General features: G+C 68.7%; 21 protein-coding genes. 8 read left to right on the top strand and 13 right to left on the bottom strand.

Annotated features, from left to right (window positions below):
* Positions 1–141: 141 nt before the first annotated feature.
* A complete protein-coding gene (locus OV427_RS02080) occupies positions 142–879 on the bottom strand; it encodes a hypothetical protein (protein ID WP_267854432.1) in 738 nt (245 codons plus the stop codon).
* A gap of 123 nt (positions 880–1,002) precedes the next feature.
* Between OV427_RS02080 and OV427_RS02075 the strand changes: the two genes are divergently transcribed.
* On the top strand, positions 1,003–1,359 hold the full coding sequence (locus tag OV427_RS02075; RefSeq protein WP_267854431.1) for a hypothetical protein: 357 nt from the start codon (positions 1,003–1,005) through the stop codon (positions 1,357–1,359).
* A 76-nt stretch (positions 1,360–1,435) separates the two neighbouring features.
* On the opposite strand, the gene OV427_RS02070 is transcribed toward OV427_RS02075, so the two are convergent.
* Complete coding sequence (locus tag OV427_RS02070; protein ID WP_267854430.1) at positions 1,436–2,752, bottom strand: DUF418 domain-containing protein; 1,317 nt, start codon at positions 2,750–2,752, stop codon at positions 1,436–1,438.
* A gap of 262 nt (positions 2,753–3,014) precedes the next feature.
* On the opposite strand from OV427_RS02070, the gene OV427_RS02065 reads away from it, so the two are divergent.
* Positions 3,015–5,096 (top strand): M36 family metallopeptidase, encoded by a 2,082-nt coding sequence (locus OV427_RS02065; RefSeq protein WP_267854429.1) that lies wholly within the window; start codon positions 3,015–3,017, stop codon positions 5,094–5,096.
* Between the two features lie 145 nt (positions 5,097–5,241).
* On the opposite strand, the gene OV427_RS02060 is transcribed toward OV427_RS02065, so the two are convergent.
* On the bottom strand, positions 5,242–5,835 hold the full coding sequence (locus tag OV427_RS02060) for a TetR/AcrR family transcriptional regulator (protein WP_267854428.1): 594 nt from the start codon (positions 5,833–5,835) through the stop codon (positions 5,242–5,244).
* A 115-nt stretch (positions 5,836–5,950) separates the two neighbouring features.
* Between OV427_RS02060 and OV427_RS02055 the strand changes: the two genes are divergently transcribed.
* Positions 5,951–6,688, top strand: a complete 738-nt coding sequence (locus tag OV427_RS02055) for an SDR family oxidoreductase (protein WP_267854427.1) — start codon at positions 5,951–5,953, stop codon at positions 6,686–6,688.
* A 24-nt stretch (positions 6,689–6,712) separates the two neighbouring features.
* Here OV427_RS02055 and OV427_RS02050 read toward each other — a convergent pair whose 3' ends face one another.
* From OV427_RS02050 to OV427_RS02040, 3 genes are all read right to left on the bottom strand, one after another.
* Positions 6,713–7,132, bottom strand: a complete 420-nt coding sequence (locus OV427_RS02050) for a carbohydrate-binding protein (RefSeq protein ID WP_267854426.1) — start codon at positions 7,130–7,132, stop codon at positions 6,713–6,715.
* A gap of 157 nt (positions 7,133–7,289) precedes the next feature.
* Positions 7,290–8,057, bottom strand: coding sequence for a polysaccharide lyase (locus tag OV427_RS02045; RefSeq protein ID WP_267854425.1), 768 nt, complete (start codon positions 8,055–8,057; stop codon positions 7,290–7,292).
* Between the two features lie 85 nt (positions 8,058–8,142).
* Positions 8,143–8,535 (bottom strand): hypothetical protein, encoded by a 393-nt coding sequence (locus OV427_RS02040; protein ID WP_267854424.1) that lies wholly within the window; start codon positions 8,533–8,535, stop codon positions 8,143–8,145.
* A 175-nt stretch (positions 8,536–8,710) separates the two neighbouring features.
* Here OV427_RS02040 and OV427_RS02035 point away from each other — a divergent pair, with 175 nt between their 5' ends.
* The 3 genes from OV427_RS02035 (at position 8,711) to OV427_RS02025 (ending at position 13,430) form a co-directional block, all read left to right on the top strand.
* Positions 8,711–9,856: an ATPase, T2SS/T4P/T4SS family gene (locus OV427_RS02035; protein ID WP_267854423.1), complete on the top strand. Its 1,146-nt coding sequence runs from the start codon at positions 8,711–8,713 to the stop codon at positions 9,854–9,856.
* A gap of 266 nt (positions 9,857–10,122) precedes the next feature.
* Entirely contained in the window at positions 10,123–11,400 is a 1,278-nt protein-coding gene (locus OV427_RS02030) for a glycosyltransferase (protein WP_267854422.1), read from the top strand.
* A 92-nt stretch (positions 11,401–11,492) separates the two neighbouring features.
* Positions 11,493–13,430: a glycoside hydrolase family 15 protein gene (locus OV427_RS02025; RefSeq protein WP_267854421.1), complete on the top strand. Its 1,938-nt coding sequence runs from the start codon at positions 11,493–11,495 to the stop codon at positions 13,428–13,430.
* Positions 13,431–13,500: 70 nt separating this feature from the next.
* Here OV427_RS02025 and OV427_RS02020 read toward each other — a convergent pair whose 3' ends face one another.
* The 3 genes from OV427_RS02020 to OV427_RS02010 form a co-directional block, all read right to left on the bottom strand.
* A complete protein-coding gene (locus tag OV427_RS02020) occupies positions 13,501–16,614 on the bottom strand; it encodes a PAS domain S-box protein (protein WP_267854420.1) in 3,114 nt (1,037 codons plus the stop codon).
* A gap of 116 nt (positions 16,615–16,730) precedes the next feature.
* Entirely contained in the window at positions 16,731–17,411 is a 681-nt protein-coding gene (locus OV427_RS02015) for a MotA/TolQ/ExbB proton channel family protein (RefSeq protein WP_267854419.1), read from the bottom strand.
* A gap of 132 nt (positions 17,412–17,543) precedes the next feature.
* Positions 17,544–18,551: a CPBP family intramembrane glutamic endopeptidase gene (locus OV427_RS02010; RefSeq protein WP_267854418.1), complete on the bottom strand. Its 1,008-nt coding sequence runs from the start codon at positions 18,549–18,551 to the stop codon at positions 17,544–17,546.
* 160 nt (positions 18,552–18,711) lie between these two features.
* Here OV427_RS02010 and OV427_RS02005 point away from each other — a divergent pair, with 160 nt between their 5' ends.
* Positions 18,712–18,891, top strand: a complete 180-nt coding sequence (locus OV427_RS02005; RefSeq protein WP_267854417.1) for a hypothetical protein — start codon at positions 18,712–18,714, stop codon at positions 18,889–18,891.
* A 70-nt stretch (positions 18,892–18,961) separates the two neighbouring features.
* Here the strand turns inward: OV427_RS02005 and OV427_RS02000 are convergent, their stop codons facing one another.
* Both OV427_RS02000 and OV427_RS01995 read right to left on the bottom strand, forming a co-directional pair.
* Entirely contained in the window at positions 18,962–19,894 is a 933-nt protein-coding gene (locus OV427_RS02000) for an FG-GAP repeat domain-containing protein (protein ID WP_267854416.1), read from the bottom strand.
* Between the two features lie 193 nt (positions 19,895–20,087).
* The gene (locus OV427_RS01995; protein ID WP_267854415.1) at positions 20,088–21,278 is read right to left on the bottom strand and encodes a two-component regulator propeller domain-containing protein; all 1,191 of its coding nucleotides are present in this window, start codon (positions 21,276–21,278) and stop codon (positions 20,088–20,090) included.
* Between the two features lie 467 nt (positions 21,279–21,745).
* Here OV427_RS01995 and OV427_RS01990 point away from each other — a divergent pair, with 467 nt between their 5' ends.
* Positions 21,746–22,141 (top strand): type II toxin-antitoxin system PemK/MazF family toxin, encoded by a 396-nt coding sequence (locus OV427_RS01990; protein WP_267854414.1) that lies wholly within the window; start codon positions 21,746–21,748, stop codon positions 22,139–22,141.
* Positions 22,142–22,157: 16 nt separating this feature from the next.
* Here the strand turns inward: OV427_RS01990 and OV427_RS01985 are convergent, their stop codons facing one another.
* Both OV427_RS01985 and OV427_RS01980 read right to left on the bottom strand, forming a co-directional pair.
* The gene (locus OV427_RS01985) at positions 22,158–22,619 is read right to left on the bottom strand and encodes a hypothetical protein (protein ID WP_267854413.1); all 462 of its coding nucleotides are present in this window, start codon (positions 22,617–22,619) and stop codon (positions 22,158–22,160) included.
* Between the two features lie 102 nt (positions 22,620–22,721).
* A complete protein-coding gene (locus OV427_RS01980; protein WP_267854412.1) occupies positions 22,722–23,873 on the bottom strand; it encodes a hypothetical protein in 1,152 nt (383 codons plus the stop codon).
* Positions 23,874–24,260 lie beyond the last annotated feature (387 nt).

The following is a 24,260-nucleotide window of genomic DNA, read 5'->3' as shown; positions in this document are numbered from 1 at the left end:
CGTGCCTCTACCAATTGGGCTACCCCGTCGTGAGGAGTGGTGACGGGGGCAGGACTCGAACCTGCACTGACGGCGACCCGGGAGCGTTCCGCGTGAGTCTGCTGCTGAGCTTGAGTTTGTACTCCGAAAACTTTTAGGGCCTTAAGCCTGGCCGAAGAGATAGCCGAGCAGCGCGTCGCCGGCCTTGAGCTCCTCCACCTCGACGGCGTTGGCCTCCTCGCGGGCGAACTTCACGGCCTGCTGCAGCTTCTCCACGCGCTCCAGCATGTCGTTGACGCGAATGGCGGGCAGGGCGCCGGAGAACTTCACCGTCTTCCAGTACCCGACGACGATGTCCTCGTAATACACCTCCACCTGGGCCGGGTGCTTCTCCGTGGCCTCGGACTTCACGTGGTTGCGAGGGACCTTCTTCGTCTTGGCCGTCTGCACCGGCTCGGTCGCCCACAGCCCCTGGGCGGGGTCCGGCACCCAGCTCTCCGACGGGTCCAGCGTGGGGAGCTTCTGCACGAAGGTGTGCAGGTCCACCAGCTGCTTCTCCAGGAAGAGGAGGTACGTGGCGGGGGCCCCCTTGAGCAGCACCTTGCCGTCCACCTTCACGTCAGCGCGGGCGTGGCAGTTGGTGAGGTCCTTGGTGGCGGTGACATCGAACAGCCGGGCAAGGATTTCGCGGGTCTTCTTCAGCACGTCGTCGGTGCGCACCTGGACGCGCGTGGACTCGGGCGGAAAGCGCTCGCCCTCCTCGTCACGGGGTTGATAGGTGCGCGAGATTCCGGCGAGGAGCTGCGGTTTCTGCAGGTCGTGGTGCGCCTGCGTGAGTTCCTGCTGCGAGCGGTTCTTGACGCCCTTCTCGACAGCGATGATCTGGTTCAGCCTGGTCATGACGTCTCTTCAATCTTGTTTTTGGTTGGCCCATCCGACGTCGGACATTGCGAAGTCCTGACAAGTCCCTCGGTCCGGAGGAGCTGTTAGGCTTCTGCCTCCTCCAACGGATGGAGAGGTGCCATGCGTGCAACCCAGGTCGTCCCGTTCGCCCTGCTTGTCCTCGCGGTCTCCTGCAGCAGCGCCCAGAAGGTGGAGGACCCGTCCAAGCCCCCGCCTCCGGATACGACGGTCGAGGTGCGCAACCTGAAGACCGTCGACTTCAACCTCTTCGTGTACGTGATGAACGGGGCAAGCCGGGTCCGCCTGGGCACCGTCCCCGCGATGTCGACCCGCAACTTCGTCATCCCCCACCAGACGATTCGCGACACGGACCGGATTCGCTTCCGGACGGAGACCATCGGCTCCGACGCTGTCTCCGACGGCGATCAGGAACTGCCGGTCACCGCGGGGGAACACCTCAGCCTGACCATCCAGTAGCCCCGCGGCGCCCGGCACGGACTCACAGGTAGCAGTCCTCCTCGTACACGATGACCTTGTGCGACTGAGGACGAGGTCAGGCGTTCACCACCGTGTCCTCCCGCACGGAGCCGCGGCGCATCGGCTGCGCCCGGCCGTACGTCAGCGAGCGCGTCACCCACTCGGCGGGGCCGAAGCGGAAGCGCGCCAGCCACAGGTGGCTGAAGACAATCTGGAGGGCGAAGAGCGCCAGGGCCACCGCGAACTGCGCCGCCGAGCCGAACGTGTTCATCAGCCCCAGCCCGTACCCGTAGAAGAGGGCCACGCCCAGCACCGACTCCAGGAGGTAGTTCGTCAGCGCCATGCGCCCCACCGGCGCCAGCACCGACAGGCGGCGCCGCCACGCCTCGCGCTGGAAGAGCAGGGTGATGATGGCGACGTAGGCCGCCGCGATTCCCATCTCCCCCAGGTGGCGCACCGGCGCCATGGCGAACGGCAGCCATGGCAGCGAGTCCGGCTGGAGGACCTTGCGGGAGAAGAGCTGCCCGACGAGCACGCCCAGTCCGCTGGCGAGGAGCCCCAGCCCCAGTCCCCACGCGAGCAGCCGGCGGAAGAAGGGCAGGTGCCGGGGCGCGTCGTGGAAGAGGCGGCGGCGGCCCGCCCACAGGCCCAGCAGGAAGCGGCCGACGATGACGGGGAAGAAGATGCTGAGCATCCGCCCCAGGTCTCCCACGTAGTACGCCGCGCCGACCCGCACCGTGTCCAGCCACGAGCCGTGCATGAACGCCTCCAGCACCTGGGCCTTGAGCGCCGTGGAGCGGTCCGCGGACGCCTTCGCGGCCTCCGCGGCGCCCGGTGTGCCCAGCAACTGCGGCAGCCGCAGCGCCAGGTGCTCCAGCACGGGCGCGAGGAAGATGAGCACTGCCGCCCACACCAGCAGCGTGCGGTCCGCGCGCCGGTGGAACACGAGCAGCGTGAAGCCCAGCAGGGCGTAGGTGCTGACGATGTCGCCCTGGAAGAGCAGGAACAGGTGCGCGAGCCCCAGGAGCAGCATCACCGTGAGTCGCCGCGCATATACCGGCACCACTGAAGCTCCGCGCCGCTCCGCGCGTCCGAGCTGCACCGCGAACCCCAGGCCGAACAGGAACGAGAAGAGGGCGACGAACCGGCCGCCAATCAGCACGCCGAACAGGTAGTTGCTGACGGTGTCCAGCCAGGACGGGTCCTTGTAGGCCACCTCGTACTGCTCTCGGGAGAGGAACATGCGCCCGCTGAACCAGAGGTAGACGTTGGCCATGAAGACGCCGCACAGCGCGAAGCCGCGCAGCGTGTCGACCAGCGGCAGGCGCTCGGACGCGTCGATGGGGTGGGCTTCCGTCGGGACGGCTGGCGCGGGAGTGGCGGGGGACGTCATGCGCGCGAGGGACTGCAAGCCGCACGCCCGACGTGTCCCATTCGCTGCACGGGCTCCCCCGCGCGTCCGTGTTCGGGCTCGGGATTGCCGCGTCTCGTCAATGGGATGGCGCGGCGCGACGGCCGCGTGCGTGAGGGTTTCCTTCCCGTCGTAAAAATCAGCCACTAACGAGATATTCAAGATTTACGTGTGAAAGCTGACTTCCTTGCTTATGAAGGAGCCGCCCCATCCGGGGCAGTCCCCCGCAACGCAGGAGCACGACATGTCCACTGGTTCCTACCGAAGGCGCCTCTTCCATGCGGTGTTTCTCATGGGGGCCCTCACGGGCCCCTCGGCAATGGCAGTCGCCCAGGAGTCTGGCGGCGCCCGCAACCACGACGCGCGCGACACGTACAACGCGCAGGCCCGCTTCGGCTTCTCCGTGAGTCAGAAGTCCGGTGAGGCGGCGCTGCGCCAGAGCGTGCCGGACCTCCTCGTGGAGGTGGACGAGTCGCGCGGGCTGGTGCGCTCGCTCACCAACCCCCTGGGTGCGCTCTCCGCTCCCAGCAGCGGCGATGCGCTGGCCGTCGGCCTGGACTTCGTCCAGAAGCACCACGAGGCGCTCGGGCTGGCGCTGGAGGACCTGACGCAGTTGGAGGTGACGGACCGCGTCTACTCGAAGGTCAGCGGCATCACCAACCTGTACCTGCGCCAGTCGCACAAGGGGCTGCCCGTCTACAACGCGCAGCTTCAAATCAACGTGGACCGGGACGGGCGCGTCCTCGGCGTGCACAGCGACTTCCTGCCCGCGGTGGACGCGGCCCTCGCCAGCGTGGAGCCGCGCCTGGGCGCCGCCGACGCGGTGGCGAGCCTGGCGAAGCACCTGGGTGCGTCGCTCGCGGGGGTGCCCCGGGCGCTGAAGGCGGAGCCCGGCGTGAAGCAGCGCACGCGCGTGGAGGTGGAGGGCTTCTCGAGCGAGCCCATCGACGCGGAGCTGGCGGTGCTGCCCGTGCGCCGGGGCGAGGCCCGCCTGGTGTGGCACTTCCAGGTCCACACCCCGGACCAGCAGCACGACTACGACGTGACGGTGGACGCCCAGACGGGCGAGGTGTGGACGCGCTTCGACTGGGTGGCCGACGACACCTACAAGGTCTACCCGGTGCCGGTGGAGAGCCCCAACCACACCTCGCCGCTGCCGCCCTCGGACGGGCGCGTGGTGGTCACCAACCCCGCCAACGCGCTGGCCTCGCCCTACGGCTGGCATGACACGAACGGCGTCACCGGGGCCGAGTACACCATTCCCCGTGGCAACAACGTCCACGCGTACGAGGACAGCAACAACGACGGCCTGCCGCCCACGTCGGAGCCGTCGTGCGGCACCACGCTGGCCTGCAGCTTCACGCTCAGCCTCACGGGCGCGCCGTCCACGTACATCCCGGCGGCCGTCACCAACCTGTTCTACTGGAACAACATCATCCACGACGTCCAGTACCAGTACGGGTTCGACGAGGTGTCCGGCAACTTCCAGGTGAACAACTACGGCCGCGGCGGCGCGGGCAACGACGACGTGCGCGCGGAGGCACAGGACGGCGGCGGCACCAACAACGCCAACTTCTCCACTCCGCCGGACGGCCAGCGCCCGCGCATGCAGATGTACAAGTGGAACACGGTGACGCCGAACAAGGACGGAGACCTGGACTCGGGCATCATCGTCCACGAGTACGGCCACGGCATCTCCAACCGCCTCGTCGGCGGCCCCAGCAACGTGTCGTGCCTCGGCAACCGGCAGCAGCCGGGCGAGGGCATCAGCGACTTCCTCTCGCTCTTCTACACCGCCAAGGCGACGGACACGGCCGCGCAGGGCCGTGGCGTGGGCACGTACGCGCTGAACCAGGCCACCACCGGCGTGGGCATCCGCACCCAGCGCTACAGCACCAGCTCCTCCGTCAACACGTGGACCTACGCCAGCATCAACGGCATGGCCGTTCCGCACGGCGTGGGCTCGGTCTTCACGCAGGCGATGTGGGAGGCGTACTGGGCGCTCGTGACCCAGTGGGGCTTCAACTCCAACCTGTACAACGCCACGGGCAGCGCTGGTAACCAGCGCATGATGCTGTACTTCACGCAGGGCCTGAAGAACACGCCGTGCAGCCCGACCTTCACGCAGGTGCGTGACGGCATCATCCAGGCCGCCACCGCCCTGCACAACGGCGAGGACGTCTGCCGGCTGTGGACGGCCTTCGCCGCCTTCGGCCTGGGCTCCAACGCCGTCTCCGGTGGCTCCGCCAGCACCACGCCGACCAACGGCTTCTCGGTTCCCACCGGGTGCCGGCTGGCCGTCGACGGCGAGGGCAGGACGCTCTAAGAGGAGTCATTCCACCGCGGTCCGGCGCGCTCGCCTTCCAGTGATGCGAGGAAGGCGAGCGGCGCTGCCCGCTCGGCTGGCGTCAGCGTCAGCGTCACGGGCCGCGGCATCAGAGTCGGTCAATTGTAAGTGAAAGGGCCTGTCGCTAGCGCCTGGGGCTGCCCAGCGCGTTCCAGTTCATGAGCGCAAGCTCCGCCACGCGCCGCAGCTGTGGGGCGGTGGCGCCACCCGTGGCCTGTACGGAGAGTCCCTGGGCGACCGTGCACACGTACCGCGCCAGGTCATTGGGCCGTGCGTCCGCCGGCAGGTCGCCTTCCTTCTGGGCGCGAGCCAGTCGCTGGGCGAGCAGGACTTCGGCTTCCTGGCGGCGCTCCGTGACTTCTCGTTGGACCTCCGCTGACTCGGGACTGCACGCGAGGGCGCCCTGGACGAGGAAGCACCCTGGCGGGGCGTCCGCGCAGGGCTCGGTGTACAGGCGCAGGAAGCGACGGACGACGTCCTCGGACTTCGGCTCGTCCAGAGCGCGCTGGAGGCTCTCGCGGACGGTCTGCGTGTAGCGCTCCACGGCCTTCGAGAAGAGCGAGCGCTTGTTCCCGAACGCGGCATAGAGGCTGGGCTTCGCGATTCCGAGCGTCGACGTCAGGTCCTCGAGGGAAGTCCCCTCGTAGCCCTGCCGCCAGAACAGCCGCATCGCACGGTCCAGTGCGACCTCTTCGTCGAAGCTCCGGGTTCGTCCCATGTCCCGACAACTATACCGGACGGTACGAAATTCACTTGACGAAAGCAGCCCGCGGCCGCATTCAGTACCGGTCGGTATAGAAAAAGGCGGACGAGGTTCCGCTCTGGAGGTCGAGATGGCTGACGTGAAGAAGGTTGCGTTCGTGACGGGTGGAAACCGTGGCATCGGGCTGCAGACCGCGCGCGAGCTGGGGCAGAGCGGCTTCGAGGTCATCATCGGCGCACGCGACCCGGGCAAGGGCGAGGCCGCGCTCGCGGAGCTCCGTGCGGCCGGCGTGAAGGCGGAGGTCGTGCTCTACGACGCCCGGCGTCCCGAGACGGACGCGTCCGTGAAGAAGTACCTCGAGGACAGGTACGGCCGCCTGGACGTGCTCGTGAACAACGCCGGGCTGATTCGTGAAGAGCTCCTGGCGAAGAACGCGTCGACCGTGCCGGAGGACATCCTGCGCGAGACGTTCGAGACCAACCTCTTCGCCGTGGTGCGGCTGACCCAGACGCTGCTGCCGTTGCTCAAGAAGGCTCCGGCGGGCCGCATCGTCAACGTCTCGAGCATCCTGGGCTCGTTGGGGCTGCACTCGGCGGAGGGCTCACCCATCTCCGCCGCGAAGGCGTTTGCCTATAACGCTTCCAAGTCCGCGCTCAATGCCTTCACGGTGCACCTGGCGGACGAGCTGAAGGACACCCACGTGAAGGTCAACTCCGCGCATCCGGGATGGGTGAAGACCGAGCTGGGTGGCCCTCACGCCCCCATGGACGTGGCGGACAGCGCCCGGACCAGCGTGCGCCTCGCCACGCTGGCGGCGGATGGTCCGAACGGCGGCTTCTTCCACGAGAACGACCGGCTGCCCTGGTAGACGCGCAGGGCGGACGGGGCTTCGTCAATTCGCCTTGGTGACGCTGAAGTTCTGCCCGTTGTTGTTGTTCCAGGTGCGGTGGCCGGACGCGTCATCCACGTAGATGGCGTACTCGACGGTGGTGAAGGTGAGGTTGGGAGGGATGTTGAAGGCGCCCCTCCACACCTCGTCCTGGCTGCCGTAGGCGTTGGACTGGTTGCTCTGCCAGGAGAGCGTGCCCCACTGGGCGGTCTGCCAGTGGTCCCAGGTGTAGACGACGCCCACGGTGTGCCCTGGCGCCACCGGCCACACGCCGGTGTTGAGCTGGAATTGATAGAAGACGTAGCCCCCACCCGCGCCCACCACGGGCACGCTCGCGTTCATGACCCACGTCGTCTCCGCGGCGGCCACGGCGGGCAGGAGGAAGAACAGGGCGGCGGACAGGCTCCGGAGATGCTTCTTCATGAGGGGCTCCCTTCGGTGGAAGCGCCCACCTTGGAGCGCTCGTGCCGGGAACTCAAGCCCCTCGGATTTCGCTCGTGATGTCAGGCGGCGCGGAGGGGACTTCTCCTTCCGCGCCTGTCGCGTTGGGCGCCGCTGCTCCGGTGCGCTCCGGCCCGGACTACCACTGCGCGGGGTCGGCGTCGGCGAAGGTGGTGCCCGCGCCAATCTCGTCGAACCAGATGCTGCGCGTTCCCTGGCTGCCCTGCATGTAGCCGCTGTCGTGCCAGCCATTCGCATAGAGGCCGACGCGGAACTGGAAGTACCGGTCGTCCGCGACCGTGGTGTTCAGGTTGTACTGCTCGAGCACCTTCGTCCCGTCGAACCAGAGCTTGTAGAAGCCGGTGCCGTCGCTCGCCCACTTCGACTGAATGACAATCTTGTGCCACTCGCCCGCCGTGACGGTGGCGAGGTTGCCGAACGTCACCGTCTTCTGATTGCAGACGGTGCCCTGCTTCACGCGCGTGAAGAGCTGGTTGCCCGAAAGCCAGACCATGCTGGACGGCATGTAGTCGTCACAGCCCGTGTCCGAGAAGTCCGCGATGAACTGGGCGAGGTTGTAGGACTGTGGCTGGAATTGCCAGTCGGACTGCAGCCGGAACGCGAAGCCGTAGAAGCCCGTGTCACCACGGCGGTACACGTTGTTCTTCACCACCTCGGAGTGGTAGCGGCCCGTGTACGACGGGTCATAGACTTGCGTCACCTTGATGGCCGTGGGCCCCTCGTAGGTGACGTTCGTCACCTCGTTGACCGACCCGTTGTGTTCCCGGTTGATGGAGCTCCAGCCGGACACGGTGCCCGTGTTGTGGAAGATGACCGCCGCTTCCGCGACCAGACCGAATGCCAGCAGCGAGGCGCCTACAGCGATACGGATGTTTTGCGTCTTCATGGTTCTCAGGGGATGGAGGGGCGGGCTCGGCCCGCGTTCGTCCATATAGTCAGAGAATCCTGATTGCGCACGAATTGGTGAGGGCTCAGCCCCACCTGTCCTTCTTGAGCTCCTCCAGCCGCTCCTTGAGCTTCTGCTCACGCTGCTTGTCGAACCTCGCCATGCTTGCATGGCGCATGGTGATGGTCTTCGCCTGCTCGTCCAGCTTCTCCGGAGTGGCCTTGGGGTTGTCGCGGACGAAGGACTCCATCTCCTGGGTGATCTTGTTCTGGAGGCTCTCAAATTGGGATTCGGAGAGGCCCTTTACGAAGCCGGCGCCGACGAGCCCCTTCAGGAGGTTGTTGGCTGTGTTCCGCCAGGGCGCGTCTGGAGCCGAGGCGGTCGCGTTCTTGGCCGCGGTGCTCGGAGCGCTTCCCGCGGGCTTGCTGAAGGTGTCCTTGACCGCGCGGAAGATAGACTGACCGATGGAACTGCCCATGGACCATGCCCCCTGTTGCGTGAAGACTTTCAATATAACCAAGGGACAGGGATTGAAGGAAATGGGCAGGCATTCCAGCCGGCGGGACTGTGGCGTGGCAGACGCTCCAGCCGCATCGCGTCGGCGCGCCGTGCCACACGACAGCGGACGGGCCCCATGCCATCGTCCGCGTCCCATGAGCACCTCGAACCTGACGCCCGAGCCGCCGTCCACGCCCGATGCCGTGTTCGCCCACCTGCTGAAGCAGCTGGGCGAGGTGGGGCGGGCACCGTCGCGGACGCCCGCCTCACCGTTGACGCCCGAGGCCCTGGCGGCGGCCCTCTTCGACGTCGCGGCGAGCACGGGCGCGGCGCTGTTCTCCGTCTGGGCGGCCGAGGACCCTCGCGAGGTCTCCGGGGACGGTGACGAAGCCGAGGCAGAGGAGGGCGGGCCCGCGACGCAGGTCAACGCGGGCATCTCGTTCTTCTTCAACGCGGACGCGTCGGCGGACCGGGTGGGATTGCTCGGTTCGGAGAGGGTTCCGGTGCGGCAGCCGATGGCCCAGGCGCTGTACCGGCCACTGGGCCAGGCCCTGGCGGCGTACGCGAAGCGAGGCGCGGACCCGAGGTTTCCCCTGCGCGGCGGCGTGTCCTTCCCGCCGGGCGCGGCGGACCCGGACCTGGAGTTCCGGGTGACGTTCCGTGACGACGCGCTGGGCACCTGGACCACGGCGCGGGCGAGAGACCGGGAGGCGCGGCAGGCCTTCCCGAGCATCACGAGCCTGCCGCTCTCCGCGTCGGCGGGGACGTTCCTGGACGCGCACTTCCGGCAGCCGGCCCAGGCGCTGTTCCGCGGCCAGTGGGTGTTGCTCACGGGGGCCGCCGGAACGGGCCGCAGTACCACGCTGCGAGCCCTCATGGACGCGCTGCCCGACAACGTGCACGCGCTGGCGGCGGTGGAGGAGCCGAAGGCCGGCGCGGGCGGCGCCATTGGCATGGTGAGGGTAGGGCAGGCGCTGCCACTGGCGCAGGCGGTCCGCTCGTTCCTGCGGCAGGACCCGGACTTCATCTTCGCGGACGAGGTGCGCACGCTGGAGGACGTGACGATTCTCTGCAACGGCGCGCTCACGGGGCATGGAACCGCGTGCACCCTGGAGGCGAAGAGTCCCGAGGAGGGCTACGCGTGGCTGACCGAGGCGATGCCGGGCGTGCCCCTGATGCCCCTCATCGTGCACCACACGCGCGACGCGGCGACGGGCGCCTTCGCGATGACGCTCCACGAAACGACGCCCACGGACGATGGCGGCGCGCCGCGCATCGTGCCGTGGACGCCGTCCGTCTGAAGACACCGGGGCCGGAGGCCGCTGTCGGCGCGGGGACCGTGAGCGTGCCCTTTCGGGGGGCGCTCGCAGGGTCGGCCGTGCGCGCGTGAGCTTGAACCCGCGGACAGGGGTCCCCAGCTTTGGGGCATGCTCCCACCCCCCCACGCCTGCCGATGCCGAAGTGGTGCCGGCGCGCTCGGGCAGCGTCTCGCTCGGCGGCCACCTTGCCGCACGCGTGGGCCCGCGGATGCCGAGCCAGACGGACCATGAACGCGAGGGAGGACGGCATGCAGAGCCGACATGTGATTTCCAAGGTGGAAGACTACGAGCCCTTCATCGGCTCGCAGGCGGTGGAGCGGATTCTCGCCAAGGGCAAGCAGCTCGCAGGGCGCAGCGTCTGCCATGTGAACTCGACCTACTTCGGCGGTGGCGTGGCGGAAATCCTCTCCTCGATGACGCTGCTGATGCGCGCGCTGGGGCTCGACGCCGAGTGGCGCGCCATCCAGGGCCCGCCGGACTTCTACGGAATCACCAAGAAGATGCACAACGCGCTTCAGGGCGCCCCCATCCGCCTCACCGACATCAAGAAGGAAATCTACGAGGACGTCGCCTTCCAGAACGCGCTTCGCAACCGGTTCGACCATGACTTCGTCGTGGTGCATGACCCGCAGCCGCTCCCGCTGGTGGAGTTCTCGCACAAGCGCGGGCCGTGGATCTGGCGCTGCCATGTCGACATGGCCAATCCCAGCCAGGAAATCTTCGACTACCTCACCAGGTACATCGAGAAGTACGACGCTGCCATCAGCAGCGCGGTGGAGTACCGCCAGCCCTGGCGGGTGCCGCAGCTCGTCTTCCAGCCGGCCATCGACCCGTTCAGCATCCTCAACCGCGAGCTGCCGGAAGGGGAGGTGGACCGGCGCCTGCGCCACTACGGCGTCCCCACGGACCTGCCGCTGGTGGTCCAGGTCTCCCGGTTCGACCGCTGGAAGGACCCGCATGGCGTCATCGAGGCCTTCCAACTGGCGCGGCGGAAGGTGGACTGCACGCTGGTGCTCGTGGGCAACGTGGCCACGGATGACCCCGAAGGGCCGCAGGTCTACGAGTCGCTCCTGGGCTTGAAGGAGGACCGGGTCCTCATCATGAGCGGCGAGGACACGTCGTTCGTGAACGCCCTCCAGCGTCGCGCCGCCGTGGTGATGCAGAAGTCCCTGCGCGAAGGCTTCGGCCTGACGGTCAGCGAGGCCATGTGGAAGCGCACGCCCGTCATCGGCGGCAACGTGGGTGGCATCCGCTACCAGATTGACGACGGGGAGAATGGCTTCCTGGTGTCCTCGGTGGAGGAGGCTGCGGACCGCATGGTGCGCCTGCTCTCCGACGAGGGGCTGCGCCGCCGCATGGGCGAGGCGGCGCACGAGAAGGTGCGGCAGAACTTCCTGATGACCCGCTACCTGGAGCAGTACCTGGACCTGATGGACGGCTTCGAGGCCCGCTACCGCCTGCGTCCCGAGGCGCTGGACCGGCTGATGCCGGAGGGTGCCGGTGTGGAGCGGCACGCCACGCATTGACGGGAGGCGGGCCCTCCGGGCCTGACGGCTTCCCGCACCGTTCCTACCTTGAGGACGGGAGGTCGCGGTCTTCCCTCGCGACTCGGCTGCTCATGGACCTCTATAGCGCCGCGAAGCGAATGGCCCGCCCCTTCCGGTTCTCCAACCCGGCTTCCTACCGGGAAATCGGATTGGCGGGCCGCGGGGTGATTGGCGACGGAATCACCTGCGCCCTCGTCCGGCCGGATGGCGTCATCGACTGGCTCTGCTTTCCCCGCTTCGACAGCCCGAGCGTCTTCGCCGGCATCCTCGACGACGAGAAGGGTGGCATCACCGGCATCACCCCCGTCGTCTGGCCGTTCGAGAGCCTGCAGCGCTACGACCCGGACACCAACGTCCTGGAGACCCTCTTCCGCTTCGAGCGCAAGGGCGTCGTCCGCATCATCGACTACATGCCGTGGACGAACGACCCGAGGTCCACCGTCCATGAAGTCCACCGGCGCATCGAGTGCCTTGAGGGCGCGGTGGAGTTGAACGTCGTCTTCGACCCGCGCTTCGGGTACGGCGCCTCGGAGACACGGGTGGACCGCGAGGAGCACGGCCTGGTCGCACGCGGGGCGCGGGGCGAGCGCCTGGTCGCCGTCCTCAGCGGGCAGGCGGACTGGCGGTCCTGCCGTGAGCTCCACGGGCAGCCGTGCCGGGGCGAGGCGGGCCTCCAGACGCGCATCCGGCTCGGCGCGGGCGAGCGGCGCTGGATGATTCTCTCCTGGGACTCGGACCGGCCGGAGCCCATCGCCGCCTACCGCCCCTTCGACCACCTGCGCGACACCCGCCAGGCCTGGCGCGAGTGGTCCCAGCGCCTCCACTACGAGGGGCCCTGGCGGCACCACGTCCTCCGCTCCGCGCTGGTGCTGAAGCTGCTGATGTACGGCCCCACCGGCGCCATGGTGGCCGCGCCCACCACGTCGCTCCCCGAGTGGATGGGTGGCCCTCGCAACTGGGACTACCGCTTCAGCTGGGTCCGCGACTCGGCGATGGCCGTGCGTGCCACCAACCTCCTCGGCTTCCTGGGCGAGTCGCGCGAGTTCTTCTACTTCGTGCGCGACACCCTGCAGCGCGGCGACCCGCTCCAGGTGATGTACACACTGGACGGCGGCCCCGTGCCTCCGGAGCAGGAGTTGCCACACCTCGCCGGCTTCCAGGGCTCGCGCCCGGTGCGCCTCGGCAACGGCGCCAGAGACCAGTTCCAGTTCGACACCGCGGGCGCGCTGCTCGACGCGGCGTACCTCTACGAGCGCTTCGGCGGACGGCTCCCGCTGCGGACCTGGCGGCTGCTCCGCACGGTCATCCAGACCACCGCCCGCCGCTGGTGCGAGCCCGACCACGGCATCTGGGAGCCGCGCCGGGAGATGCGCCACAACGTCCACTCGAAGCTCATGGGCTGGCTGGCGCTCCGCCGGGGGCAGCATCTGTCCCGGCTCTTCGGGGAGACGCAGTTGGAGCAGTCGTGTACGGACCTGGCGGACGTCATCCGGACCGACATCCTGCGCAACGGCGTGGACCCGGCCCGCAAGCACTTCGTCGGCTTCTACGGAGGGAACGAGCCGGATGCCGCGCTGCTGCTCCTGCCCATCGTCGGGTGCTTTCGAGCGAAGGACCCATTCATCCTCCGGACCATCGACTGGCTGCGCAGCGAGCTGGGAGCGGGCCCGTTCCTGCGCCGCTACCGGATGGATGACGGGGTGGGTGGCCCCGAGGGCGGCTTCATCCTCTGCGGCTTCTGGCTGGCCGAGGCGCTAGCGCTGGCCAACCGCATCGAGGAGGCCGAGGACGTCTTCGTCGCGCACGCCGAGGCGTCGAACCACCTGGGCCTGCTGGCGGAGGAAATCCACCCGCTGACCCGTGAGCAACTGGGCAACTTCCCGCAGGCCTTCAGCCACCTCGGCCTCATCAGCGCCGCGGCGCGCATCGACCGCGCGCTGCGGCTGCGTGACGAGGGACAGACGGAGCCGCCACACCTCCTCGAGCCCGAGCCGCCGCCCATCGAGTAGCGCGGGAGCGCCGGTGAGGGTTACCCCTCCGCCCCGGCTCCACCCTGGGGGCGCAGGTCCGGGGCAGGCCTCACGCCGGAGGGGAGGGCGCCAGGCAACCGAGCTGTGTGCCCGCCTCGGTGCTCTCCAGGGGCAGCTCCACGATGAACGTGGCGCCCTGGCCGAGCGCGCTCTCGGCCCGCACCGTGCCGCCCAGGGCCTCGACAATCTGCCGGGAGATGTAGAGCCCCAGGCCCAGTCCTCCGTAGTGGCGCTCGGACACCGCGCGCTCGAACTTGCCCCAGATGCGCTGGAGGTTCTCCGGCGCGATGCCGATACCCACGTCGCGGACCGTCAGCCTCGCGCGCCCGCCCACGGCCTCCACGCTCAGCGTCACCGGATGGCCGGGGCCGTACTTGACGGCGTTCGCGAGCAGGTTCGTCACCACCTGCTCCAGCCGTGAGCCGTCCCACGTGCCCTGCACCGGCGCGGGGGCGTGGAGGTGTACCTCGCAGCCCGCTCGCTTCGCCTCGGTGTCGAACCGGCTGGCCACATCGCGCACCAACGCCGCGAGGTCACACTCCTGGGGCTTGAGCGTGAGCGCCAGCCGCCCCGCGCGGATGCTCGACACGTCCAGCAGGTCATTCACCAGGCTGGCGAGCCGCTTCACCTGCCGCCGCATGACTTCCACGTGGGGCGCGACGCGTCGGGCCAACGGCGACTCCGGCTCGGCCCCGGCCGCGCGCGCGAGCGCCTCGAGCTTGAGGGCCAGGGGCGTCAGCGGCGTCTTGAGCTCATGGCTGGCGATGCCCAGGAACTCGTCGCGAGCGCTGACCGCCAGCCTCAGCTCCTCGAGAAGTCGCTCGCGCTCCTTCTCCGCCTCCCTTCGCGCGGTGATGTCCACACCCACCACCACGCCGTGGGTGATGCGGCCCCGCGCGTCGCGCACGGGTGTCGCGCTGTACTCGACGGTGCCCCGGCGGCCGTCGTCCCGGAGCACGTCGATGGTCTCGCTCTTCACCACCTCTCCATGGGTGACGGCGCGCGCCAGGGGCCACTCGTGCGGCTCGTACAGCCGCCCATCGGGATGGAAGCCCGGGTAGCCGCGGTACTCCTCGATGTTGCTGGCGGCGTGGTAGGGACTGCGGACCTGTGTCGTCGCCTGCGTGTTGACCAGGATGATTCTCCCGCTGGGCGCCTCCGCGATGTAGACGGCATGGGGCAGTTGCTGCAACACGGCCTGGAGGATGCTCCGCTCGCTCGTCACCTGGCGGATGAGCTCCTCGCGCTCGGCTTCGACCCGGACGCGCTCCGTCACGTCCAGCGCCGCGATGCTGAGGCTGGTGACGCGGCCCGCGTCATCCAGGAGTGGCTGGTAGAACACCTCGAAGGTGCGGCCCGAGACACTGGCCATCGTGGAGAAGGTCTCCCCTCTCAGTCCCCGGCGCATGTTCTCCACCACCGAGGGCACGTCCGTGTAGAACTCGAAGGCGGACTGTCCCACCGCCTGGCCCGGAGCAAGACCGAGCCCCTGGAGTCCCTTGCCCTCGGACAGGACGACGCGGCCGTCGGCGTCGAGCACGGCGAGCACGAGCGGCGCGCTGTTGATGACGGTCCGCAACCGCTCCTCCGCCAACACGCGCCGCTCCTCGGCCTCCCCCTGCCAGGTGACGTCCCGCGCGGACGCGTAGATGAGGCCCGTCTCCATCACGGGAACGGCGGTCCAGGCGAGCGACTTCCACGAGCCATCCTTGCACGCGCAGCGGAGGATGCGGCCCGGGTTGGGGATGCCCCGGGTGAGGTTGTCCAGCGTCTCTTGCGCCACCTGCTGGTCCGCCGGGTGGACGAGCTGCAGGAACGGCCGGGACAGGAGCTCTTCCTCGCTCCAGCCCACGACGCGCGTGAAGGCCGGGTTGACCCGCTTGAAGGTGCCGTCCATGCCGGCGATGCAGAAGATGTCCGGCGCCAGGCGGAAGAAGCGCTCGCGCTCCGCGATGGCCGCCTTGCGCTCGGTCAGGTCCAGCACGAAGGTGGCGTTCTGGTCCTGCTCGGGCAGGCGGACGCTGCCCAGGAGGACCGGCACCCGACGGCCGTCCTTGCGCACGTACTCCTTTTCGAAGGTGCTCGCCACGCCGCTGGCTTCGATCTCCTCCACCGCCCGCCGCGTCACCGCCTGGAACTCCGGGGCGGTGATGGCCAGGAAGTTGATGCGGCCCGCCGCCAGGTCCTCGCGGCTGTAGCCCACGATGTTCAGGAAGGCATCGTTGGCCTGGAGGATGCGGCCGTGGGTGTCGCTGAGCACGAGCCCGATGACGTGGGATTCGAAGATGCGGTGGAAGCGCGACTCACCCGCCTTGAGCTGCTCCGCCAGCGCCTCCGCCCGCGCCCGGGCGGCCTTCTCCTTGAGCAGGAGAACGTCCCGCTCCCGCTCGGAGCGCTTCCGGTCCGTCACGTCGCGGAAGCTCCAGACCCTTCCGACAATCCGGTCCCCGAGCCGCTGCGGCTGCGAATAGCGCTCGAGCGTCCTGCCATCCCTGAACTCGAGGACGTCGAAGCTCCGGGCCTCGGGGGTGGAATAGAGCGCCTCGACCTTCGCGAGGAACGCCGCGGGGTCGACGAGCCGGGTGAGCACGTACGCGAGGGCCCGCTTGTCGTCGCGCGTGGCGATGACCTCCTCCGGGATGCCCCACAGCTCCAGGAACTGCGTGTTGAAGTCCACGATGCGCCCCTGCGTGTCCACGACGAGGAGCCCATCCGCCGTCGACTCGAGCGTGGCGCGCAGGAGGGAGTGTGAATGCTCCAGTCCCTGGCCGGCGCGGGTGTCCTCTTCGAGGCGCAGCATCAAGCACCGCAGCTCGGGCGCCCGGCCCTCGCCGCGCTCGAGCGTGAGCACCTTGGACAGGAAGGGGAGTGCCTGCCCGCTCGCGGACAGGAACCGATGCACGCCGCTCCGCTTCGGTCGACGACGGGGGCCGTCCTGGTAGAGCGCCAGCGCGGCGTCACGGTCATCGGGGTGGAGGTGCCGGGCGAGGAAGTCCGGCTCGCTCCACCACTGCTCCACCGGGTAGCCGAGAATCCCGGCGGCATTCGGGCTAACGCGGGTGAGCTGGAGCGTCGCCGCGTCGGCGGCCCAGGCGATGGCATCGAACTGCGAGGTCCAGTCGGAGAAGGAGCTCTCTTCGGTCCTGGCCTCGGCCATCATCATCCGTGCCCCCTGGCTCTCCCTCTCTTGATTCTAAGGATGGTCGGGAGGGGTGGGCGAAGGGGCCGGCGTACTGGGGGGAGCGGCGGGGGAACCCCTGGGCGGGTGGGTTGCCCGACTCACCCCGCGACGGAGCGGGCGCGCTTGAGGGCGCGGCCCGCCGCGTCGAGGAACTCGTTGCTCGCCTCGGAGAGGTCCACCGCGCGGGCATCCACCCAGCTCTGCAGTGAGTTGTAGCCCATCACCGCGGGGATGGCGACGAGCAGACCGAAGGCCGTGGTGACGAGCGCCTCGGAGATGCCCGTCGAGATGGTACCGATGCCGCCCGCGCCGCCCGCGCCCATCTCCTGGAACGCGGTGACGATGCCGATGGTGGTGCCGAGCAGGCCCACGAAGGGGGCGGTGGAGGCCACGGTGGCCAGATGGCCCAGACCCCGCTTGAGGCTCTGCACCTCGCGCTGGGCCTGTCGCTCCAGGCCGCGCGCCACCGACTCCATGGCTTCCTCCCGGCTGTCCGTGGCGGAGCTGCGGTAGGCGGTCAGCCCCGCGCGGATGGTCCGGCCGAGGTAGCCCACGTCCACGCCCGCCTTGGCGTCGACCGCGGACTCGAAGTCACCACTGGAGAGCAGCGTGCCCATCTCCGCGGCGAACCTGCGCGAGTGACGGCGGGACGCGCGGAAGACGAGCACGCGCTCCGCGAGGATGAGGAGGGAGACGACCGACATGATGCCCATCACGATGACGATGAGCTGTGCGACGGGGCCCATGTGGCCCCACATGCTCGAGAGAGTGAAGTTCATGGCTTGAACGGGACGCGCCTCCTCGCGCGTGGAGCCACGGCGTGGCCCCGTGAGGGAACGACGGTGGGGTGTACCGATGTCCAAGGTACGCAGCCGCCCGGAGGAGAGGGTGGGCTCCCGTCCATGAGATGGTCATCGTTCTGTCATTGCCGGGGCCTCGGCTCCGGGAAATGAACTCCGGGCCCGCCAGCGCCACACCAGTCCCAACGTCACGGCTCCCATCACGACGGCGCCGAGGAGGCCCTCTCCATTGAAGACCCAGACGCTGCCGCTGAAGAGGCCGGGCCGTCCCGAGTACACGCTCCCCAGCACCGTCGGGTTCACGAGGTTCCAGGCCAGGTGAAGGACGGCGCACGGCCACACCGAGCGCGTCCACAGGTACACCGCCTGGAAGAGGCCCGCCGCGGCGGCGATGGCCAGCAGGAAGGTGATGTTCTGCGCCACATGCCCGCGCTGCGTGCTGGAGAAGATGATGGGCAGGTGGAAGGCCGGCCACACCACCGAGAGAATCCCGAGCGCCACGAGCGGCCGGTCCTCCCAGCGCCGCACGAGGTAGCCGCGCCAGCCGACCTCCTCGCCCAATTCTCCCGGCAGGCCGAACGGCACGAAGAGCGCCGCGAGCAGGCCCGCCACGCCCCACTTCAACCCCGAGACGGGGGCCGGGAGCGCTTCGCCCGCCCTTCGCACCCAGTGGAAGCGCACCGCGAGCGCCACCAGCAGCCATGGCGCCGACACCCACAGCAGGATGACCAGCATCACGCCCAGCGCGGCGGGCCCGGTGTGCTGCCCGAGCCAGTCCATGCCGCGCTGCACGGCCTCCGGCGTGTAGTGGATGAAGTCCGCACCGAGGAGCGGCCGCAGCGCGTACGCGATGGCCACCAGCACCACCGCGTAGAGGAGTGGAATGCCCATCGCCACGCCCCAGTGGATGGGCCGGGTGAATGCGAAGCCGGCCGCGGCGGGCGTCTCACGCCGGAAGAGCCACGCGCAGGCGAGCCCGACCACGCCGGGCACGCACATCAGCACGCGCAGCAGGAGGTAGCGGCTCTCGTCCTGGAGCCAGAGCGCTCCAATCCCCCAGGACACCAGCAACGTGACACAGACGAAGACCGCTGATTCCTGAAGGCGGGAGAGGCGCATGCCGACCCTACGTCCTTCCTCGCGCGTCCATTTCCACTGGCAGGGCGAAAGACGGCGCTCTCGATGCTTAACATGTATTTCAAGAAAGAACGGCTCCGGTCGTCTCTGTTTGTCCTATGCACGTGGAGCGCGCCGAGCCGCCTCCTTCCAGGACAAGCCCATGCTGGTTTCCCCTCCACCCCCGGCGGCCAGTCCCTCCCTTCCACGCGCACTCTTCCTGGCGCTGCTCGTGCTCACCGCCGGCGTGTCGGCCTGCCTCGCGCAGGAGGAGCTCGCGAAGCAGGCCGCACCCCGGTTGCCGGGCGACCACAACACCGTCATCCCCAACGTCCCCTTCTAGGGAGGACGGAGGATGTGCCGCCAGGGGCGGGACGCCCTGGCGGCACGTTGCGGGTGGGCGGAAGAGGCCGCTACCGGGGGCCCACGAGATACCAGCAGTTATAGACGGCGGGTGGGGGCGTGGACTGTGAGAACCAGGCCGGGCAGCCGGAGCTCATCGAGCCGAGGGTGGTGGCGCTCGCCAGGCTGGTGCCAGCCATCCTCCAGAGCACCACCTGCCCGGTGGTGGGGTTGTGCCAGACGATGTCCCGGCGGCCATCCGCCGTGTAGTCCGCGGTGGCGCCGACATAGAAGGCCAGCGACATGATCGGCAGGACGGCGGTCCCGAGCACGGCGGTGTTGTTCATCCGCACGATTTCATTCTGCCCCGTGCTCTTGTTCCTCCAGAGGATGTCCGTCCTGCCGTCTCCGTCCATGTCCGCCGCGCCCACGATGTGCCACGGCAGCGCGCGGGAGGTGATGGGGGAGTTCCCCAGGGACGTCGTCCCGTTCAGGTAGCGGTAGAAATACTGTCCCGTGACGCGGTTGTGCACCACGAGGTCCGTCTCCCCGTCCAGGTTGAAGTCACCGGACGCGGCGATGTACCAGCTCGCCGACGGGAGCACGGGCGAGATGGAGGCCATCCCGAGGACGGAGAAGGTGCTGTTGAGGAAGCGCACACTCTCCCCGGTCGCCGGGGCCTGGTAGACGAGGTCGGGGTCCGCCGTGGGGCCGCCGAAGTCGGAGGCGGCCTGCACCGTCAGCGAGGGCGAGATGGCGGGCAGCGTGGCCGTTCCACTCAGCACCGGGCCGCTCATGAGCCAGGCGCCCATGTTGCCCGTGGACTGGTCCCTCCACAGCAGGTCCGAGGACGCGTCGCCATTGAAGCTGACGATGTTCCCGCGGATGGCTTGCGAGGCCTCGCCCAGGGGCGCCTCCGCGCCCGTCGCTTCACCCTCCGCGCCACCACAACCGGCCTGCCCCAGCAGCCCGGTGATACACAACGCCAGCATCCGGCTCTTCATGTTCCATCTCCTTGAGTGACACCGCTTTTTACGGTTTCACTAGGAGTGTATGTTTCGCGCGATTTCGAGGACAAGGGGCGCGGGGCGGGCGTGGCCCTCATGCGGCCCGAAACAACCCGAGGCCGGGAGCCGCTGTCTCCAGCGACTTCCGGCCTCGGCCTTCATGGTGGAGGGCAGGGGCGAGACGGCCGCCCTACGGCCCGCGGAGGACGCTCAGCCCCTGGTCGGTGAGGACGAGCAGCATGCTCGGCGTCACGGTGGGCTCGTAGACGAGCTGCAGGACGCGTTGACCGGACACCTGACGCACCTGGCTCAGCGTCGTGCCGTCCGGCTCCAGCCGCCAGAGGCCCGAGCCATTCGTGCCAATGTAGAGCGCGCCATCGTCCGTCGCCTTGAGCGCCTGGATGCGATTCGTCGGCAGCCCTTCGAGCTTCGACCAGTTTCCCGCCGAGCGTGACTTCGGCGTCATCGCCCAGACGCCGAACTCCGCGCTCCCCAGGTAGTAGCGCCCCGAGGGGGTCTGCTCGAAGGCTCGCCAGTAGTCATCGGAGGCCAGGCCGTTGATCTTCTCGTTGAAGCTCTTGAAGGTCCAGGGCGTGGGCCCCTCCCAGGTGTTCTCGCGGTCCCAGTCCTCGAGGTTCCCGCTGGGCACGAGCACTCCGATCATCTGCTCATTCGCGACGAGGACGTCTCCGTTCGGTGCGATGCCCAGTCCGTACATGTAAGGACATTGCAGCGAGCCCCACTCCGAGCCGTCCTCGAAGAGATACCAGCCCGGGTGACGGTGGCTGTTGTAGACGAGCCCCTGGATGCGCGTCACGCCGTGGTTCGTCGTGATGTAGAGGTCGCCGCGGTGGCTGCCGCGCGTCACACGAGCGCAGTTGAGGACGGAGCGGTCCTCCTCGTAGTGGAAGTCGTTCGTGTTGTGGATGCCAATCTGCTTGTCCTTGTTCGACGATTTGACGGTGCGCCAGATGTGCTCCTCGAGCGCGACGCTCCCATCCGGCTGGAGGCGGACCGCATCGAGGTCTCCCTTCTGGTACTCGGCGTAGCGCTCGGGCGTGTAGTACGCCTCGCCCGGTCCGGGGATGTACGTGCGCTGCTCGATGCCCGGTGCGCGCTTCATCTCGTTGGCGTGATACCCCACGTACGCGCGCCCGGCCTCGCCGCCGCAGATGACGGTCGAGTCGATGGCCAGCGAGTCCGGGCCGAAACCCTGGCGCGCCTGACCGATGCCCGTGGTCCACGTCGGAGCCGTATCCCCCGGGCGCAGCACGCCAATGCGACGGCCGTCGAGGAGCCAGACGTTCAGCCCTTCATCGAGTCCAACGCTCTGGGGTTTGCCGACACCGAACGAGCGCGTGTAGTCGAGCACCGCGTCCACCGGCCACGGCCCCGCGTTCGCGGGCGCGCCACCGTCGGGCGTCGTCCCTCCGTCTGTCGGCTCGCCGGCATCGGGTGTCGTCCCGGCGTCTGGCGGTTCACCCGCGTCGGGCGCCGTGCCCCCATCTTCGTCAGTCGGGGGTGTGCCGGCGTCCGAGGAGGCATCGGGAGGGGTAGGTGAGGGAACTTCGTTTCCGTCGGGCGGACCGGGCCGCTGCTCGCCCTGCGGGTCGACTGTCGGGGTTCCGTCAGAGCAACCCACCGAGAACAAAGAGATGACCGCGAGTCCTGCTCCTACCGCGCCTGCGCGTATGCCCATCCGTTCCTCCGTTACGGAGGCTCCATCGCAAGACCCGGGCCGACCGCTCCCGCCACTGGGGAGCGCGCGCGGAAGGGCAGGGTGTTCCCCGAGCGATGCTTTGAGGTAGGACGCATGACGACGGTCAGCGCGATTCGGTGGGCACCCGCATGGAGACGAAGTCAGCGACGCCAACAGGCAGGGGCCCCGCGGCCATCCATCGAGGTGACATCTTCTGGGTGGTGCCAGAGGAAGAGCGGGGGTCGGTTCCCGCCATCCCCCACCCGTACGTGGTGATTCAGGACGACGTCTTCAATCGCTCGCGCATCCACACGGTGGTCGTCTGCGCGATGACGTCGAACCTGAAGCGGGCCGGCGAACCCGGCAATGTGCTGCTCGAAGTGGGGGAGGGCAACCTGCCGAGGCAGAGCGTCCTGGTGGTGTCGCAGGTGTCCTCGGTCGAGAAGGCACAGCTCGGCGAGTACATCGGGACGCTCTCCGACGAACGGGTGGAGCAGATACTCGCCGGCATGAGGTTCCAGCAGGCCTCCTTCTTCAACCGCTGACGAGCGGCTGCTGCGCCTACAGCACTTCCTCGAGCGCGCTCTTCCAGCTGTAGCCGCCGGGCTGCTTGCCTACGATGGTGCTCTTGTCCGGGTCGATGTGGATGACCAGCACGCCCGCGTCCACCGAGACCCGGGTTCCCTCCGTCGACAGGCGGCAGACCGTCTTGGTGAGTGTCTCCTTCACCGACGCCTTGCCCTCGGCGGTGCGGCAGACCTCGACCACGGTGCCCACGGCGGCCTGGCAGGCGCTCTGGGTCCGGTCCTTCAGCGGGTCGAAGGCGGGGTAGCTCGCCTTGTCGTAGCTGCTCTTCAAGGCCGTCCCGCAGGCCTTGTTGACTGCGTCCTCCTTCGCCTTCAGGTCCTTCTCGTAGGTCGCCCAGCCGTTCTTCTGCGCCACGGTGAGCCGTTTTGAAGAGGAGTCGTCCGCGACGGCGAGCGAGGCGAACAGGCAGAGGCAGAGGGACGAAATCCGGAACATGGAGACTCCTGGTGGAATGGGACGGCGGAAATACGGTCCGCCGGTCATCCAGGAGAAGCGCCCGTGGGAATTCTTTTGCATTTCGACCGGGCTCTCCCCGCTTCAGGGGAAGAGGGCGCCTGCGTCTTGGAAGAGTGGAGGAGGCGGGGCGCCGGCGTCTTGGAAGAGTGGAGGAGGCGGGGCGCCGGCGTCTTGGATGGGTGGAGGAGGCGGGGCGCCACCGTCCAGGCCACCCGTACCGCCTCCGTCGGTGCCCGCGTCCATGACGGGGGCCGGTGGCGTATCCGTCCAGTAGTAGCCGGGCGTCACTCCTCCGCAGGTGATGGCTCGCGCCAGTGGCTGGCGGTTCCAGTCCGTGTAGCCGATGGGCTCGTTCGTGCACGTGTCGGCGGGCACTCCGCCAGCGACGAGGTCCGCCGCGGCCTCCGCGCGGAGCATCTCGTCACCGCACAGCTCTGGCGCCGTGCTCACTCCGTCCACCTTCTCGGCGACGGGCGGCGAGATGGCATACGCGGCCAGCCCCGACGGCAGCATGTTCGCGGGGACCGTGACGGTCGCGGCGCAGTTGGACGGGCCAAGCACCGTGGGTGGGGGCGTATCGTTCGTATTCGGACTGAAGCTCGACAGCTGCACCTGCGTCGTCTTGCACGGCATGGACACCTTCAGCACCCAGAGGCCACGGGCTGCGTCGTACGCGCACGCGGCCGTGTTCGTCTCGGCCTTCGTGGTGTCCGGAGCCACCAGCACGCGGTAGACGCAACGCCCCTCTTGCTCCTTGATGCCACCCACGAAGTTCGTCCCGCATGGGTGCAGCGCCGCCGAGCAGGCCTCCGCGCCACGCTGCAGGCGCACGCGGACTTCCTCATCGGGGGTGGAGGCCGCTTGCGCCCTGATTGTGGCGAGATACGTGTCGTGCGTGCAGCAGCTCAGGAGCTTCGCGGAAGCCGCTTCGCGTTGGGCATACTGGGGCGAGCCGAGTCCAGGGAGCAGCTCGGAGACCGCGCATCCCTCCGGCAGCATCTGACAGGGACACAGGTAGACGTCGCCCACCGCCTGGCACTCGGCGTTCGCCGAGCTTCCGCACGCGCCGTTGCCGACGCAGTTCGACTGCAGCGTCTGCCAGTAGGGCGTTCCCGGTATCCCCTGGAGCATGCAGTGGTCGATCGGAACGGTGACGGCCACCCGCACCAGCTCCGCTCGGGCATCGCCGAGCTCCTGCTCGGTCTCGATGGACTCGAAACAGCCCGAGGACACGGCGCCAGAAGTCACCAGGAGCGCGACGACGGCCCACGCCGACCCCAGAGCGCGACCGTACCGCCAGCGATACAGGGCTGCACTCCGCTGAGACGCCTGCCCACGGCCGGAAGAAATCATGTCTGCCCCGCCCTCTTTGGAATAACGGACCCTCCGGAGTGAATCAGTCAGAACCTCGGGATGTCGAGCCCCCCGCCGGAGAGCGGAGTCCGGGCGGTGGTCGCGCCGCGCTACCACCGCCACAGCGCGAACGAGAACAACTGGAACGTCGCAAGCCAGGTGCTCAGGCACACGACCGACGCGGACCCGAGGAGGCCGCGCCACCTGGCCACGGCCGCGGGCTCCTCCCGCCAGGTGCGCTGCCGCGACGCGCGCGGGCACGCCCCT

The organism is Pyxidicoccus sp. MSG2, from assembly GCF_026626705.1.
Classification (GTDB): Bacteria; Myxococcota; Myxococcia; order Myxococcales; family Myxococcaceae; genus Myxococcus.
Note: the sequence above shows the minus strand (reverse complement) of the source record. Positions and strands in the feature narration are given on the sequence as shown.

Coding starts and splice junctions, on each gene's coding strand:
- OV427_RS02055 (WP_267854427.1), top strand. CDS start 5,951: ATGGCTGACGTGAAGAAGGTTGCGTTCGTGACGGGTGGAAACCGTGGC.
- OV427_RS02075 (WP_267854431.1), top strand. CDS start 1,003: ATGCGTGCAACCCAGGTCGTCCCGTTCGCCCTGCTTGTCCTCGCGGTC.
- OV427_RS02060 (WP_267854428.1), bottom strand. CDS start 5,835: ATGGGACGAACCCGGAGCTTCGACGAAGAGGTCGCACTGGACCGTGCG.
- OV427_RS02050 (WP_267854426.1), bottom strand. CDS start 7,132: ATGAAGAAGCATCTCCGGAGCCTGTCCGCCGCCCTGTTCTTCCTCCTG.
- OV427_RS02020 (WP_267854420.1), bottom strand. CDS start 16,614: ATGATGATGGCCGAGGCCAGGACCGAAGAGAGCTCCTTCTCCGACTGG.
- OV427_RS02010 (WP_267854418.1), bottom strand. CDS start 18,551: ATGCGCCTCTCCCGCCTTCAGGAATCAGCGGTCTTCGTCTGTGTCACG.
- OV427_RS02000 (WP_267854416.1), bottom strand. CDS start 19,894: ATGAAGAGCCGGATGCTGGCGTTGTGTATCACCGGGCTGCTGGGGCAG.
- OV427_RS02005 (WP_267854417.1), top strand. CDS start 18,712: ATGCTGGTTTCCCCTCCACCCCCGGCGGCCAGTCCCTCCCTTCCACGC.
- OV427_RS02025 (WP_267854421.1), top strand. CDS start 11,493: ATGGACCTCTATAGCGCCGCGAAGCGAATGGCCCGCCCCTTCCGGTTC.
- OV427_RS02080 (WP_267854432.1), bottom strand. CDS start 879: ATGACCAGGCTGAACCAGATCATCGCTGTCGAGAAGGGCGTCAAGAAC.
- OV427_RS02015 (WP_267854419.1), bottom strand. CDS start 17,411: ATGAACTTCACTCTCTCGAGCATGTGGGGCCACATGGGCCCCGTCGCA.
- OV427_RS01990 (WP_267854414.1), top strand. CDS start 21,746: ATGGAGACGAAGTCAGCGACGCCAACAGGCAGGGGCCCCGCGGCCATC.
- OV427_RS02040 (WP_267854424.1), bottom strand. CDS start 8,535: ATGGGCAGTTCCATCGGTCAGTCTATCTTCCGCGCGGTCAAGGACACC.
- OV427_RS02035 (WP_267854423.1), top strand. CDS start 8,711: ATGAGCACCTCGAACCTGACGCCCGAGCCGCCGTCCACGCCCGATGCC.
- OV427_RS02045 (WP_267854425.1), bottom strand. CDS start 8,057: ATGAAGACGCAAAACATCCGTATCGCTGTAGGCGCCTCGCTGCTGGCA.
- OV427_RS02070 (WP_267854430.1), bottom strand. CDS start 2,752: ATGACGTCCCCCGCCACTCCCGCGCCAGCCGTCCCGACGGAAGCCCAC.
- OV427_RS02065 (WP_267854429.1), top strand. CDS start 3,015: ATGTCCACTGGTTCCTACCGAAGGCGCCTCTTCCATGCGGTGTTTCTC.
- OV427_RS02030 (WP_267854422.1), top strand. CDS start 10,123: ATGCAGAGCCGACATGTGATTTCCAAGGTGGAAGACTACGAGCCCTTC.
- OV427_RS01985 (WP_267854413.1), bottom strand. CDS start 22,619: ATGTTCCGGATTTCGTCCCTCTGCCTCTGCCTGTTCGCCTCGCTCGCC.